This is a genomic window from Pseudomonas danubii, from assembly GCF_042980055.1.
GTDB lineage: Bacteria > Pseudomonadota > Gammaproteobacteria > Pseudomonadales > Pseudomonadaceae > Aquipseudomonas > Aquipseudomonas danubii.
In genome coordinates this window covers 5,087,813-5,100,550 of sequence record NZ_CP116502.1, presented here as the reverse complement: position 1 = coordinate 5,100,550, position 12,738 = coordinate 5,087,813, and the positions used below count along the sequence as shown (strand labels likewise).

13 protein-coding genes, 1 tRNA gene and 2 pseudogenes are annotated in these 12,738 nt (G+C 52.9%); 13 read left to right on the top strand and 3 right to left on the bottom strand.

The window, feature by feature from the left end; genetic code table 11:
- The first annotated feature begins 128 nt into the window (after positions 1 to 128).
- The 9 genes and pseudogenes from PFZ56_RS23105 to PFZ56_RS23065 all read left to right on the top strand — a co-directional run bounded on the left by PFZ56_RS23105 (position 129) and on the right by PFZ56_RS23065 (position 7,196).
- A tRNA-Cys gene (locus PFZ56_RS23105) sits at positions 129 to 202 on the top strand.
- A 146-nt stretch (positions 203 to 348) separates the two neighbouring features.
- Positions 349 to 1,196 (top strand): annotated as a pseudogene (locus tag PFZ56_RS23100) (phage tail protein).
- Positions 1,171 to 1,377: a tail protein X gene (locus PFZ56_RS23095; protein WP_170003613.1), complete on the top strand. Its 207-nt coding sequence runs from the start codon at positions 1,171 to 1,173 to the stop codon at positions 1,375 to 1,377. Before PFZ56_RS23100 ends, PFZ56_RS23095 begins: the two are co-directional and overlap by 26 nt.
- 60 nt (positions 1,378 to 1,437) lie before the next feature.
- Positions 1,438 to 2,094 (top strand): hypothetical protein, encoded by a 657-nt coding sequence (locus PFZ56_RS23090; RefSeq protein ID WP_170003610.1) that lies wholly within the window; start codon positions 1,438 to 1,440, stop codon positions 2,092 to 2,094.
- Between the two features lie 63 nt (positions 2,095 to 2,157).
- Entirely contained in the window at positions 2,158 to 3,201 is a 1,044-nt protein-coding gene (locus tag PFZ56_RS23085; protein WP_170003608.1) for a phage late control D family protein, read from the top strand.
- 27 nt (positions 3,202 to 3,228) lie between these two features.
- On the top strand, positions 3,229 to 3,780 hold the full coding sequence (locus PFZ56_RS23080; RefSeq protein ID WP_170003605.1) for a glycoside hydrolase family 19 protein: 552 nt from the start codon (positions 3,229 to 3,231) through the stop codon (positions 3,778 to 3,780).
- Positions 3,777 to 4,310: a lysis system i-spanin subunit Rz gene (locus PFZ56_RS23075; RefSeq protein WP_170003602.1), complete on the top strand. Its 534-nt coding sequence runs from the start codon at positions 3,777 to 3,779 to the stop codon at positions 4,308 to 4,310. The genes PFZ56_RS23080 and PFZ56_RS23075 overlap by 4 nt, the downstream gene beginning before the upstream one ends.
- Before the next feature lie 742 nt (positions 4,311 to 5,052).
- Positions 5,053 to 6,111 carry a linear amide C-N hydrolase gene (locus PFZ56_RS23070; RefSeq protein WP_170003599.1) on the top strand — a complete coding sequence of 353 codons (1,059 nt, stop codon included), beginning with the start codon at positions 5,053 to 5,055 and terminating at the stop codon, positions 6,109 to 6,111.
- A gap of 155 nt (positions 6,112 to 6,266) precedes the next feature.
- Entirely contained in the window at positions 6,267 to 7,196 is a 930-nt protein-coding gene (locus PFZ56_RS23065; protein WP_102882558.1) for a hypothetical protein, read from the top strand.
- 1,050 nt (positions 7,197 to 8,246) lie between these two features.
- Here the strand turns inward: PFZ56_RS23065 and PFZ56_RS23060 are convergent.
- Complete coding sequence (locus tag PFZ56_RS23060; protein WP_170003596.1) at positions 8,247 to 9,158, bottom strand: bifunctional GNAT family N-acetyltransferase/nucleoside diphosphate kinase regulator; 912 nt, start codon at positions 9,156 to 9,158, stop codon at positions 8,247 to 8,249.
- A 30-nt stretch (positions 9,159 to 9,188) separates the two neighbouring features.
- On the opposite strand from PFZ56_RS23060, the gene PFZ56_RS23055 reads away from it, so the two are divergent.
- A complete protein-coding gene (locus PFZ56_RS23055) occupies positions 9,189 to 9,515 on the top strand; it encodes a hypothetical protein (protein ID WP_262379757.1) in 327 nt (108 codons plus the stop codon).
- Positions 9,516 to 9,677: 162 nt separating this feature from the next.
- Here PFZ56_RS23055 and PFZ56_RS23050 read toward each other — a convergent pair whose 3' ends face one another.
- Positions 9,678 to 10,115: a hypothetical protein gene (locus PFZ56_RS23050; protein WP_262379756.1), complete on the bottom strand. Its 438-nt coding sequence runs from the start codon at positions 10,113 to 10,115 to the stop codon at positions 9,678 to 9,680.
- Between the two features lie 264 nt (positions 10,116 to 10,379).
- Here PFZ56_RS23050 and PFZ56_RS23045 point away from each other — a divergent pair, with 264 nt between their 5' ends.
- From PFZ56_RS23045 to PFZ56_RS23035, 3 genes and pseudogenes are all read left to right on the top strand, one after another.
- Entirely contained in the window at positions 10,380 to 10,739 is a 360-nt protein-coding gene (locus tag PFZ56_RS23045; RefSeq protein ID WP_170003593.1) for a hypothetical protein, read from the top strand.
- Between the two features lie 125 nt (positions 10,740 to 10,864).
- The gene (locus tag PFZ56_RS23040; RefSeq protein ID WP_102882567.1) at positions 10,865 to 11,293 is read left to right on the top strand and encodes a VOC family protein; all 429 of its coding nucleotides are present in this window, start codon (positions 10,865 to 10,867) and stop codon (positions 11,291 to 11,293) included.
- A gap of 82 nt (positions 11,294 to 11,375) precedes the next feature.
- Positions 11,376 to 11,606, top strand: a pseudogene (locus PFZ56_RS23035) (IS5/IS1182 family transposase); the annotation flags it as partial.
- Positions 11,607 to 11,686: 80 nt separating this feature from the next.
- Here the strand turns inward: PFZ56_RS23035 and PFZ56_RS23030 are convergent.
- Positions 11,687 to 12,730, bottom strand: a complete 1,044-nt coding sequence (locus PFZ56_RS23030; protein ID WP_110596561.1) for a hypothetical protein — start codon at positions 12,728 to 12,730, stop codon at positions 11,687 to 11,689.
- Positions 12,731 to 12,738: the final 8 nt, after the last annotated feature.

Here is a 12,738-nt window from a genome sequence, read left to right as displayed (position 1 = left end):
GCGACCATTCCTCAGCGAGGAAACGGAAAAACTCTTTAGAAATCAAAGAGTTGCGAGATGAGGTTGATCTCGAAAACCGTTCTAGTTTGTATGTGGCCAGTGTTGTTTTTCAGGCATTGGACATTTGGGGCCGAGTAGCAAAATGGTTATGCAGCGGATTGCAAATCCGCCTACGCCGGTTCGATTCCGACCTCGGCCTCCACCCTTGAAAACCCCGTAGATTAACGTCTACGGGGTTTTTTATTGCCTGGGATTTGGGCAATCGCTTCCGCAAATTTTTGGATCGCTTCTGCAAATCGCGGGTTTTAGCGTCGAATTTAAGAAAAATCTCCCTGCATTGAGCGTGAGATGTTGAGCGTTTTGGCTGTGAGTTGTCTGAGTGCTCTGTCATTGCGGTATTCAGATGGGGAGGCGGGCCGCAGCAGTGCGGATGGATGCTGACCCGACTGAACGGAGCCATTAGCGAGATTACCGGTGCTGCCTCGGAGCTGGAGAACATCCCGTTTGTGGGGCTTGAGATGGGCGCCAAGCTCCAGCGGACCCTGCGCCGCATCACCGTGCAGTCCGTTGTCGGCGAGGTGTTGGCTAAGCACAGCCAGGCGGTGACGGCGGTGGGGCAGATCCAGTAGCGCCTCGGTACGCTGCAGGAGCAGACCGCCAAGGCCAGCGCTGCGATCAACCGGATCGGAGGGCAAGTCAGTCCTTCCTTGGGCAACATCCTTCCGACTGGATCATTCGTTAACTTGAGCACACCGGCGGCCGAGGCGGTGAAGCCGTTCCCGCACTTGCTGATCATCCACCCGCTTAAGACTGGCGGACAGCCGTACTACTTCAACCTTGACACTGCAGCCTTTGAAGAATTGCGTCGTCAGGCGGGGTTCCGCTGGGCTGGCCAGGAACACCTGACCCGCAGCATCGCGCAGCAGGCAGTGGGGCAGGGCGACGACAAGATCACCCGCAAGGGTGCGGTGTTTCCTGGGTTCAAGGGGGGGCTGGGTCAGTTGCAAAAACTGCGTAGCATCGGGCGACGGCTGCAGCCGCTGAGCCTGACCACGGGCTATGGCGAAGTGCTGGGCACCTGGTGCATGACCAGCCTTGAGGAAGAACAGAGCTGCCTGCTGGCCGGGGGCATCCCGCGTAAGCAGGGCTTTTCAATGGAGTTCGTGAGCTATGGCGACGACATGCAGAACGTCTGACGGGGATCTGCTGGACACCCTGTGTCACCAGTATTACGGGCACTTGAATGGTAGTGTCGAAGCGGTGCTGGATGCTAACCAGGGGCTGGCTGATGAGCCCCAGCCGTTCTGGGCTGGGGTGTTGATTGTGCTGCTGGATCTGCAGAGCCAGACCGAGACTACGGTGCAGCTCTGGGATTAGGGGGAACGGTTTGATAGCATCCGGCCACCTATTTCTAGTATTACGCAGGGATGTGACTGAATGAATAAGAATATGCTCGTAGGGCTATTGGTGGGTGTTGGGATGCTAGGTAGCGCGCTGAGCGCTTCGGCAGCAGATAACTTGTTCAAGTCTTACGCCTATGGCTCTCCGATGTCCTCCTATACAAAGGCCAAAGGTTACTATGATTGTTCTGAAATTTTAGGTGGTACTGCCAAGTGTCTTGATGGTGTGGAGTTTTTGGGGAAAGAATTTACAGCTGGTCTGATTTTCTCAAACTCGAAGTTGATCATGGTGTCATTAATGAGTGAGTACGATCAAAGTCTTTTTGCTACAGCGATAGGATCTATTGGCAAAACGTTTCGCCTCACATCTATCTCAGACAGTAAGTCTCATTTGGACGTAGTCGAGTTAGCTGCTAAGGCATCAAGTCGTGATGAGTTTGCATCCCGGCTTTCAAATTATGAGGCAGCTGCATTGGCTGGTGGCAATGTGACCTATACCCTCCTAGAAGGCGTGGGTAAAAAAAATACGAATACAACCAGTCTTCTGGCGGCATCTCCTGATAATACTCGAGCAGCAGAGATTATGTTGGTGAGTGAGGAGGGTGATACAGGTCTGATTATTCGTTTTAGTTATCCTAAGTTTGAATCTAATAAGATTTCAGAGGCAGCCAAAAAGCCTGTTGAGTCGTTTTAGCATTTGGTCTACATGAAGAAGCCCCGCCTTGTGCGGGGCTTTGTCGTTTATGGAGGTACACTTATGACTCCGATCTTCCGAATCGTCGCTGATGGTCGGGATATTACCGCGCTGATAAATGACCGGTTGCTGACCCTGCGCACCTCGGACAAGCCCGGCATGGAGTCGGACGAGTTTGAGCTGCGCATCGACGACCGCGACGGCGCTGTGGCGCTGCCCAGCCGGGGCGCGAGCATCGAGGTGTTCATGGGCTACGCCGGCCAGTCACTGACCCGCCTGGGGCGCTACATGGTGGACGAGGTCGTGGTGACGGGTCCGCCTGACTCTATCGAGATCCGGGGCAAGGCCAGCGACATGCGCGGCAGTGGCAAGACTACCCGCAGCGGGAGCTGGGAAAACGTCCCGCTGCAGCAGATCGTGCGCGATGTGGCGACCCGCAATGGCTGGCAGCCGGTGTGCCCGGTGACCACCAAGGTGCCCCGGGTCGATCAGCTCAATGAATCCGACTTCAACTTCATCACCCGTCTGGCCAAGCAGTACGACTGCACGGCCAAGGTGGCCGACGGCAAGCTGCTTGTGCTGCCCCGACAGGCCGGGCAGAGCGCCAGCGGCAAGGCCCTTGGCACCGTCACCATCACTCGCCGCGACGTGAGCCGCTATCAGTTCCGCCTGGGGGACAAAAGCACCCACAAGGCGGTACAGACCAAGCACCAGGACAAAAAGAGCGGAAAGCTGCGGGTTGTCGACCTGGGCAACGAGGACTCCCCGGACGGCCTGCCGCCGGTGCACACCGACCGCCACATCTACCCGAACAAGTCCGCCGCCGAACAGGCCGCCAAGGCCCGTTTGGCGGCATTCAACCGCAGCACCGCCGGTGTGCGCCTGGAGATGTCCGGCCGAACCGATCTATTCGCTGAACGCATGATCAATGCCCAGGGCTTCAAGGTCGGCCTCGATGGCGAGTATCTGGTGGACTCGGTCGAACAGGTGTTCACCCAGTCCGGGTGGAGCACTACGGTCGAATGCAACGGCGGCAAGAAGGGTAAGGCGAAAGCCAAAGGCAAGAAAAAGAAAGAAACCAAGCCGCTCAAGGTTGTGCAGCTTTAACCCCCATCATCACTGGAGATATCAGGCATGATGATTACCGTGCAGCAGCTGCTGCAGATCCTCCCCAACGCCGGCGCTAAAGCCGGCGTTTTTGTTCCTGCTCTCAACGCTGCCATGAGCAAGTACGCAATTATCACCCGGCTGCGGATGGCAGCGTTCATCGCGCAGATCGGCCATGAGTCCGGCCAGCTGCAATGGGTACGCGAGCTGGGCAGCAATCAGTACCTGACCAAGTACGACACTGGCACCCTGGCCAAGCGCCTGGGCAATACATCCGAAGCGGATGGCGACGGCCAGAAGTACCGGGGCAGGGGACTGATTCAGGTCACCGGCCGGGCGAACTACGAAGCCTGCAGTGAAGCGCTGTTCAGCGATGCTCGACTACTCAACACCCCGGAGCTGCTGGAAGCCCCGGTCTATGCCGCGCTGTCGGCGGGTTGGTTCTGGCAGCGGGCAGGGCTGAACACCCTGGCCGATAAAGGCGACTTCCTCACCATCACCAAGCGCATCAACGGAGGAACCAACGGCCTGGCGGATCGTGAGGCGCTATATCAGCGTGCATTGAAGGTGCTGCCTTGAAGGCCCCGGGGTGGCTGTTGCCGGTCCTGGCCCTGGTGCTGGGGTTCGCCCTGGGTGGTTGGCTGGCCTGGACGTGGCAGGCCAACGCCTACGGCAAGGATCTCGCTGATCAGGCCGAGGCGTACAGCACTGATCGCGAGCAGGCCGCCACGGCGGTGATCAACTGGCAGGAAACTCAGCAGGAAACTCAGCAGGAAGCCCGCCGGGCCCTGGAGGATCGCCTGCAGGCGAATGACGAAACCCACTACAAGGAATTGCGCGATGCTCAAACGAACCAGGCTCGCCTGCGTGATCGGCTTGCTACTGCTGATCTGCGGCTGTCAGTCCTACTCAGTACCGCCGCCTCGGGTGGTAGCGGTGGGGTGTCAGCCACCGCCGGCACCTGCGGCGTGGTTCATGGAGCGGCGCGAGCCGAACTTGACCCAGCGGCTGCTCAACGAATTGTCACCATAGCCGGCGACGGTGACCAAGGACTGATCGCCCTGACGGCATGCCAGGACTACATAAAAGAAGTCGTTTTCACGAAGTGAAGAGCCGCGGCGAACATGAAGCCACCGAACTGTGGTGAAGCTGAACTGGTTAGGCTGTTCAAACTGCTGGGCAGGCACTCGGAGCTTTTGTAGGAAGTGTGGGCGCGTTGAGCGGCGTTTAAGTAACGAAGGAAAAGGAACCCAACCGTTGGCGCCGGCGTGACTGAACGGAGCCAACACCCCAAAGAAGCGATTCCGATGAAGATCGTTACTCGGATAAGTGAAGGTCTAGCTAAACCAGGCGAGGGCCACCCAGTGTCTAGCCGAAGGTTGGACACTGCTGATCTTGGTAGCGGGCTAGGCCCATCGCAAGGACTCTTCCACTATGTCAATGATCGACGCCGAACTATCTGAGGCCGTCGGTGATGTCACCAAAAAAACTTTAGAGAATTAGAAGTAAGCTGGCCAGTTAAGCCAAGGTTGGGAATTAGTAGGTGGTCTGAGATTGAAGGGATTAGGCGCGTCAAGTGCCACAGGCGGCTGCTTAATTGGCTATTTGGTTTTTTCTAGACTCAGTTTTGAAATAAAAATACGGATCAGATGTTGTGGCGCTTAACGATGTGAGATTACTAGCACTCTAGTAGTTTGAAAGGGCTTGGCAGGACTTTTTTTGCATTAGATCAAAAAGTCAGTCTCCTTGATTTTGTCGAATTACCTAGCTAGGTTTGTTTTTATGCGAGCAACGGATGTTGTTGGTGTGAGAGTGAAATACGTTTAATAGGGAATTAAGGAGGGCGAAGGAATGAAAATGTTAGAAGAGGCAAAATGGGTTGTGATGCTCTTGGTTGGATTCTGCTCATCGCTACCGATGGCACATGCTTGCACTCGCTTGGTATATCTGGGAGATAATCAGCAGGTTATTACTGCGCGTTCAATGGACTGGGCAAAGGACGTGGAAACTAACTTGTGGGTGTTTCCGAAGGGGATGCTCCGTCATGGTGAGGCTGGCCCCAACTCAGTCACATGGACTTCCAAATATGGCAGTGTGATTGCCTCGGGTTATGATATCTCGACGACGGACGGTATGAATGAGGCAGGGTTGTCAGCAAACCTACTGTGGCTAGTAGAGTCTGAGTACCCCGAAGTAGATCAGCGTAAGGCTGGATTAAGTATCGCCGCTTGGGCTCAATATGTTCTTGATAACTTCAAAACGGTAGCTGAAGCTGTTGAGATCCTCAAAACAGAACCTTTCAATGTTGTTACAGCGCCAGTTCCTAAAGAGACTCGATTAGCAACACTGCATCTATCAATCTCTGATGCGTCTGGAGATAGTGCCATTGTCGAGTATATTGGTGGAAAGCAAGTTATTCATCATGGCCGTTCTTATCAGGTGATGACAAATTCTCCTACTTTTGAAGAACAGTTGGCGATGAACTCTTATTGGGAAGGTATTGATGGAACGGAGGATTTGCCCGGAACCAATCGTTCGCCCGATCGTTTTGCCCGCGCATCTTTCTATGTGAATGCAGTCCCTAAGAATCAGGATGCGAGATTTTCGTTAGCAAGTGTCTTTAGTGTTATACGAAACGTATCGGTGCCCTATGGCATTACTACTCCAGGTAAACCCAATATTTCATCAACTCGCTGGCGAACCGTGGCAGATCATAAACAAATGCAGTATTTCTTTGAGTCAGCTATTACCCCTAATACTTTTTGGGTTGATCTGCGGAAGGTTGATTTTAGTGAGGCGACTGGTAAGGTTAAAAAGTTGAATCTTGAGGCTGATCAAAGAAAAGTCTACTCGGGTGAGGTTTCTCGCGATTTTAAAGATTCGCCACCATTCAAGTTTGAGGGTGTTTGATTTTTGGTGATCATTGATCTGTTGGTTTCTAATTTTAAAAGTGAGGTGTTGTTTTTTTTGCTCGAGCTGTAAGGTTGTACGTGGTTTGGGCTAAGAGAGCTTAGAGTTTTTAGCTGGTCTTAGTTTTCTGTTAAACATATCAAGGATGCTATGAGATGGGAACTAGTAATAGTGTAAAAAAACTGTTGGAGAAAAGTGAGCGAGATAGAAAGCGACTTGAGGAAATTAATAATGATCTAGAGGCTAAAGTGGCTCATATGAAAAATGAGCTTAGGGAGGAACAAGGGTATTTTTACGAGAATAGCCAGAGAAACTGGAAGTTTTCAGATTACGTGAGTGGTGCTCATTCGGATTTCCAGACCTCGGCTACTTGGAGTCTTGATAATCTAAGTGCAATGATCCAAAATATAACTAACGCTGTTGTGGGCGCATTGGGTCCTGTTAAGGACTTGCCAGATGGTGCGGAAGTATCTAAGGGTGTAGCAGAGATTAATAAGGACGGCGGGATAACACAAGATGTACGCTTGTTGGTCGCAGCAAATTGCTTGAATTTACTATCGGGCATTGTGAATTCATTCGGCAAGTCTAGCAAGGTGCAGATTAGCTCGGCGAAAAATTCAATTCCAATCGGGCAAGGTTTAAGGATATTTGCTGCCGTAGCGTGTAATGTTACGCAGGAGAAAGGGTTTTTTGATAATAAAGTTATGAATTGTTATCGTTATGGATATCTTATTAGCTATTCGCTTGATGAATTTATTGAACAGGCGGAAATGGCTTTGGTTGCCCAGTATGAGTTAACGCTAAATGCATTTAACATGGCGGCCAAGGATAATTATAATGATTTTGTTAATAAGGAAATCGATCTAAGGCAGTATAAAGAGACGGCTGATATGATTGAGGAGATGACGATTGAAGTCATTGAAAAAATCAAAGCTCTTAATCAAAAAGATGGTGAGTCAGCTAGAACGCTTACTGTCTATAAAAGCCAGATTGAGTTTCTCAAAAGTTGTCTTGTGAATTACGGCTTTGACTCTGAGGTTTCAAAGGGAATTAAGGCGCAGCTTGTAAAGCTGTCTAATTTCTAGGTGTGAATTTTCTGCTTGCTTGAGATTTTTTGTATACAACTCTGGCTGGGTTTTCAGCCAGAGTTAACCTTTTCTATCATTGGCTTAGTTTGTCGGAATTCAGAGTTACGAGACAATTGATTTTCGGTGACGGTCGAGGCCAACGACTGTTGGTAGAGATGTCCAATGACTCCTGATGGCCGAAAGCAGACGCTCATGACTCACCTCTTTTGGCCATTAGAAGCCCCTGCGAAATCAGTTCCGCAATCAAATTTATGACCCGCGTAGGCCATGGGTTGCAGCCTTTCTAGGGAGTGGCACTTGCGGAACTGAATATTCCTCAACTTATTGAAAACATGAAATTTTATCTGGATTGCAAATCCGCCTACGCCGGTTCGATTCCGACCTCGGCCTCCACCCTTGAAAACCCCGTAGATTAACGTCTACGGGGTTTTTTATTGCCTGCTTGAAAGTGCTGGCGTACCAAAACTTTCCTATTTCGTCGGGTTCGCGATGTCTTGGACGCGAACGTAAATCTTCTTCGTAGTCTCCTGTTTCAAGTGTCCGAGAAACCGGCTTGCATCGCCTGGATCGAGAATTTTAAGCACTTACGCAAACATCTCGACACATGCAAAGGCCCTGTAGGCATGGGAGTTTGTGACCTGGCTGGTGCCGCCAGAGCCAGATGCCTGCGACTCTTATTCAGCCCAAAAAAGAAAAAGAAGAAAGGTCGCAGTGTGATCACTGTCGGCGGCGGTGCTTTCGGTCTTGGGAGGAGGCCGCAAGCAATAAATTAGTCAGTTTCCTATTTGCTCTTCAATGCTGCAGGCGCCGCCCTCCGTGACCGGTGGTGGCAATTTGATTTGGGTTGGGGGATTACGGGAATCCGTCGATTTAGAGAATTCAAATTGTCGTAGGAGCCGGCTAGATCCGTTCTGCCGACTCCTGCTTTCGCAACTGGCTCCGCGCCCACCCTTGACCCTACAACGAGCCGCTCAGGCACAGAAAGCGAGGCGCCGTCCTTTGGGGAGCCCTCGCGTCTGATGGGTGAACACCGAGGGAAAGACGCAACTACAGGTGGAAATCGCCCGCAGCCTCCGGCTGGTAAAGCACTTTCCTGATCTCAATCCGGCGGGTCCGATCAGAAATCCGCCAGTCGATGGTGTCCCCCTCCTGATAGCCAAGGATGGCGGCGCCTATATCGGAATACACGGAATGCTTCCCTGCGTTGCTGTCCGCGTCTTCCGGGTAGACCAAGGCCACTTCGATCTCTTCGTCGTCCAGTTGCAGCAAGGCCTTGGAGTTCATCGTGACCACATTGCGTGCAACCTGCTGCGGCTTGACGACAATGGCTCGTTCAAGCTCATGTTCGAGTTCAAAAACGGCCGGGCCTTGCTCGAGCGCGATCAGGCTCTCGAGCCTGGCCTTGTCAATTTCGGTGATGTAGATCTCAGTGGCGTCGGAAACGGTACCTTCGCGCAATAACTGGAGATAGCGCCCGGCCGTCATGGAAAATGATTTCAATGTCGGCGTTTCGCTTTCAAGCAGAAAGCCGCTGCGCTGAAAGGCTTTCAGCGAGCGCGTGTTATCCGGGTGGATCTTGGCGATGAGTTTCTCGGCCCGCATGTCGAGGAAGGCCAGTTTCATGCCTTCGCGGATGGTGCGAGCGCCAAGGTTTCGGCCCCATTTGTCGCTGTCTCCGATGACCAGAACTATCTCGCAATTGGAGCCGGTCTTGATCAGACGGACAAAGCCCACCGGCGCGTCATGCCGGTCATAGGCCATGAAAAATCGGCCGCCCCGGTTGAACAGATGGGTCAGGATCGGCAATTGAGTTCGATCGATGACTTGCTCGATGGAGCGAGAGACATCGCGTGAATCGCTCAGATAGCAGGTAACGCGCTCATCCTCCAACCAATCCATCAACGTCAGCGCGTGCGCCCGAGTAATTTCAGGGCACAGCGAAATGAAAGGCTTGTTCATCTTAACCACACTTATTAATGGAAGCCCTCGATGGCTATGGTCATTACGGTTCGTCGGCAGCCGGCCATTCTAAGATATACCGCGAGTAATGGCGAATATCCCGGCGAGTTCGAGGAAATCATCGTTTTGCCGAGCACGAGCCAGTCAAGCGCTCAAGCCTCGATGAAGCCGACTACATTCAGAATGATCAGCTCTGTATCGTTCTGCCCCTTGATGCGGTACCACACCAGCCGAGACACCTTTCTGGTGGAAGTCGGCAAGAAAATGAAGTTCGGCGAAGAGAGGACTCGTCAGCTCTGGAAGGCCTGCATGGCTTGGATTGACGGTGCTCTGGAGGTTCGTCGAGAGGCCGCGTAGTTCCTTTCAATTATGATCTTTGAGTGGAGTTTTCTATCAAGGGAGGGAAGGGGAATGTCCAGTTCAGGAGGGTCGTCAGCCAAGTATCGAAGGCAAACTTTTGGTGCAGCCTCGGTAGGCCGGGCCAAGCCTCGAGCGGCAAAGCCCTTGGCTCCGTCACCATCACCCGTGGCGACGTAAGCCGCTATCAGTTACGCCTGGCTGCGTTTCAGCGCAGCACCGCCGATGTGCGCCTGGAGATGCCCGGCCTGGCCGATCTATCCAGTGCTCTTCAGTTTCAAAGCAAAAAAGAACACAGCGTATGAGAAACGCAAAGTTTTCATCTGATTGACGTTGCTGTTTCTCTACCGCCCAGAGTTCTAGTACAAGCTTTCTTCGGAGATCTCCATCGCTTTCTATACGCTCTCGCAGGATACTTTCTTCGATATATGGAATCAGCACCTTCAACTTAGAATCAGAAATGGTAGCAAGTACACCACCGTCAATCAGACTGAGCAAATAGCGAGCGTACTGACGTGTCATTTCACCGAAAGACACGCTCGCTTCAAGTAACGCCTCCTCAAGGCAATCAAACTCTTGAACCTCCAGGCTATCAATCATTATACAGCTCCATCTTTTACTCTTATCGCGCAGCAGCAATCGGCCTAAAGCGGCCTGAGCAGATTCGGGAAGGGGTTCGAATCCCTATTTTTGCAACCCTGGTTGCATTTGGCGAACTGGTTGTTGGCTAGTGAGGTGAGGTTGTGGGGCAAAAATGATCAATCCATACGCCAAACTGAATCGCCCCTGCGCATCGTGCAGCTCGGGCACCGTCGATGTTGGTTAGAATAGCGTGTTGAAGTCTATTGCTCGCAAGGGAATCCAATGAGCACTGAAAAGCCAGAGCTTTTGTTCATCCTTCAAAGGTTTCTAGATAATGTTTATGAGAGGGCTTCGAAAAGTCAGAGTGTTTTACTCAAAAGGAATCATGGCCACTACACATACGCGGATGAAATACTCTTCGTCTACGTGACGATCTTCCCTAAAGAGGTTGAGCTTGTTTTTGAGAGCAAGCAGGTAAGTAGCGGGGTTTTTAGTATTGCTTTGGATATGTGCATGTCCAGTGGAGAAGTACTGGCTGGCGACCTGCTGTCTCTGAATGGGAGATGCGAGGAGATCAGCGCGGCATTGGCTTCGCAAGAAGACTGGGTGTTGGCCCTGTTGTTAAAGTGCTTGGGCAACTGAGTCTTTTTTCAGGAGCGTGGAGTTTATGCAGTGACCGCTCCTGGCCCAGAGTGTGTAAAAAAGCTTCTAAGACCGACGGAGTATGTTTCAGGAGAGGAGTTGAAAACAGCCTGGAAATTCTTGGTATGGTGCGAGAAGGCTTCCTCTTATTAGGACAAAAAATGATTTCACATGTATTCATCGGAGTGAATGACTTCAATCGAGCACTTGTGTTTTATCAAGGGGTCATGCAGATGCTCGGACTTGAGCTCAAGTTCACAGACCTTGAACGCCCATGGGCGGGCTGGAAACACCCCGACACTGCACGCCCTCTTTTCGTGGTGGGCAAGCCGTTCGACGGCGAATCTGCGGCGCTAGGCAATGGACAAATGATTGCTCTGCTGGCACCTAATCGACAGATCGTAGACAACGCTCATGCCCTGGCGTTGGCATTGGATGGAACATGTGAAGGCGCTCCGGGCTTGCGACCCGAATACCACCCGAATTTTTATGGGGCGTATTTTCGAGACCCTGAAGGAAACAAGCTTTGCGTCTGTTGTCACGATCCGGAGTAGGTCAAGTGTAGGATCTATTTTTGGCCTGAAATCGTGAACAAAACATTGTCGAGAACCCCGGCGCCTGGAGCGAGAGGCTCAACGCAATTTCACCAGCGCCAAACTGAAGCGGCGAATGGAAGAAATTGAATCGAGCATCAACCGTTACCTGACGGCACTTGATGCTGCCGATCGGCAGGAACCAACAGTCTCCGAGCCCAACGCCGTGCGGCTGGAAGAGAAAATCGCCAAGTTGAAGACGCAAATGAAAGAGCTTCAAGCAATTGAAGTTCAGCTCAACGAATCGCCGGACCTGAAAGCAGCCGTTCATGACTGACCCCTTTTGAGCATTGGAAGCCCCTAAGAAATCAGTTCCGCAATCAAAATCCTGCCCCGCATACCCCCGGACTTGCCTTACTTGGACAGCGACAACGGCACACCCCAGATGGGATCTTCCATGCCTTGTTTGCCCAGCGGCGTGATCTGCATGGGCTGGAGCCTGGACAGCAGTTGCCGGTGCTTCTCGCTCAGGTTGCGCTGCTCGATGAGGTGCTGCGAAAAGCTCATGGGTGCCGGCCAGGTGTAGACGGTCAGGTTGTCGAGCGGACACTCGATTTTTTTCGGATCGATCGCTCGGCACTTCGACTGCTGGTACTTGTAGCCAGGGGTCTTCAGATGCATGCGCGGGGCCAGCAGCAATTGCCCGCCCTGGATGGTGAAACTGGCGAGCGCCTTGTCGACCGGCAGGCGCGCCTGGACCTTGATCGCGGGAATGTCGCGAGAGTCGGTCTGTTGGTAATAACCGGCCGGGGAGCCCGCCGTCGTCTGGGTATATTGCTGTTCACCCCAGCTCACGCAGGCACCCGAGGCCCTGACTACAGCGGTACAGACACGCTCGGTCTTGGTCTCGCTGCCATAGGTAGCGTCCTTCCAGACCTCTTCCCTGTAGAACTCGCGATACAGTTCTGGGGACAGGTAGGCGGTCCCGTTGGCGCCACGGCCTGAACCGGGTGGACCGCTGCGGGCGTCGACCTGGTCAAGCAAACCGCGGAGCTGGTAGTCATCGCCGCCGGTCAGCAAGTATTTGCCGGGTGGCAGGATATGCACCTCGAAGGCCTTGAACAGGTAGGTTTCGCCAGGCGGTCTCTGCAGCGCGTTGGTCTGGAACTTGCGGCCGAAGGTCACCTTCGGATCTTTCTCGTATTCCCAGATCACCGTTGGCGTCCATTGCGTCATGGTCAGCGCATCGCTCAGCGACTTGTGCGGCATCACGTCCGCCACCAGCACTACCGCCATGTTCGCCTTGAGTGCTGCGTCCACTTGGTCCAACAGCTGCGCGTAGCGCGGATCGTCCATGCTGCCGTAGGCACCCGAATCGAGATCGGAGACGCAGCCGGAGAGAGATAGAGAGAGAAGCAACGCCGTGGGAAGGGCAAAACGCAGTCGGAACAGTCTCATGTATCAGT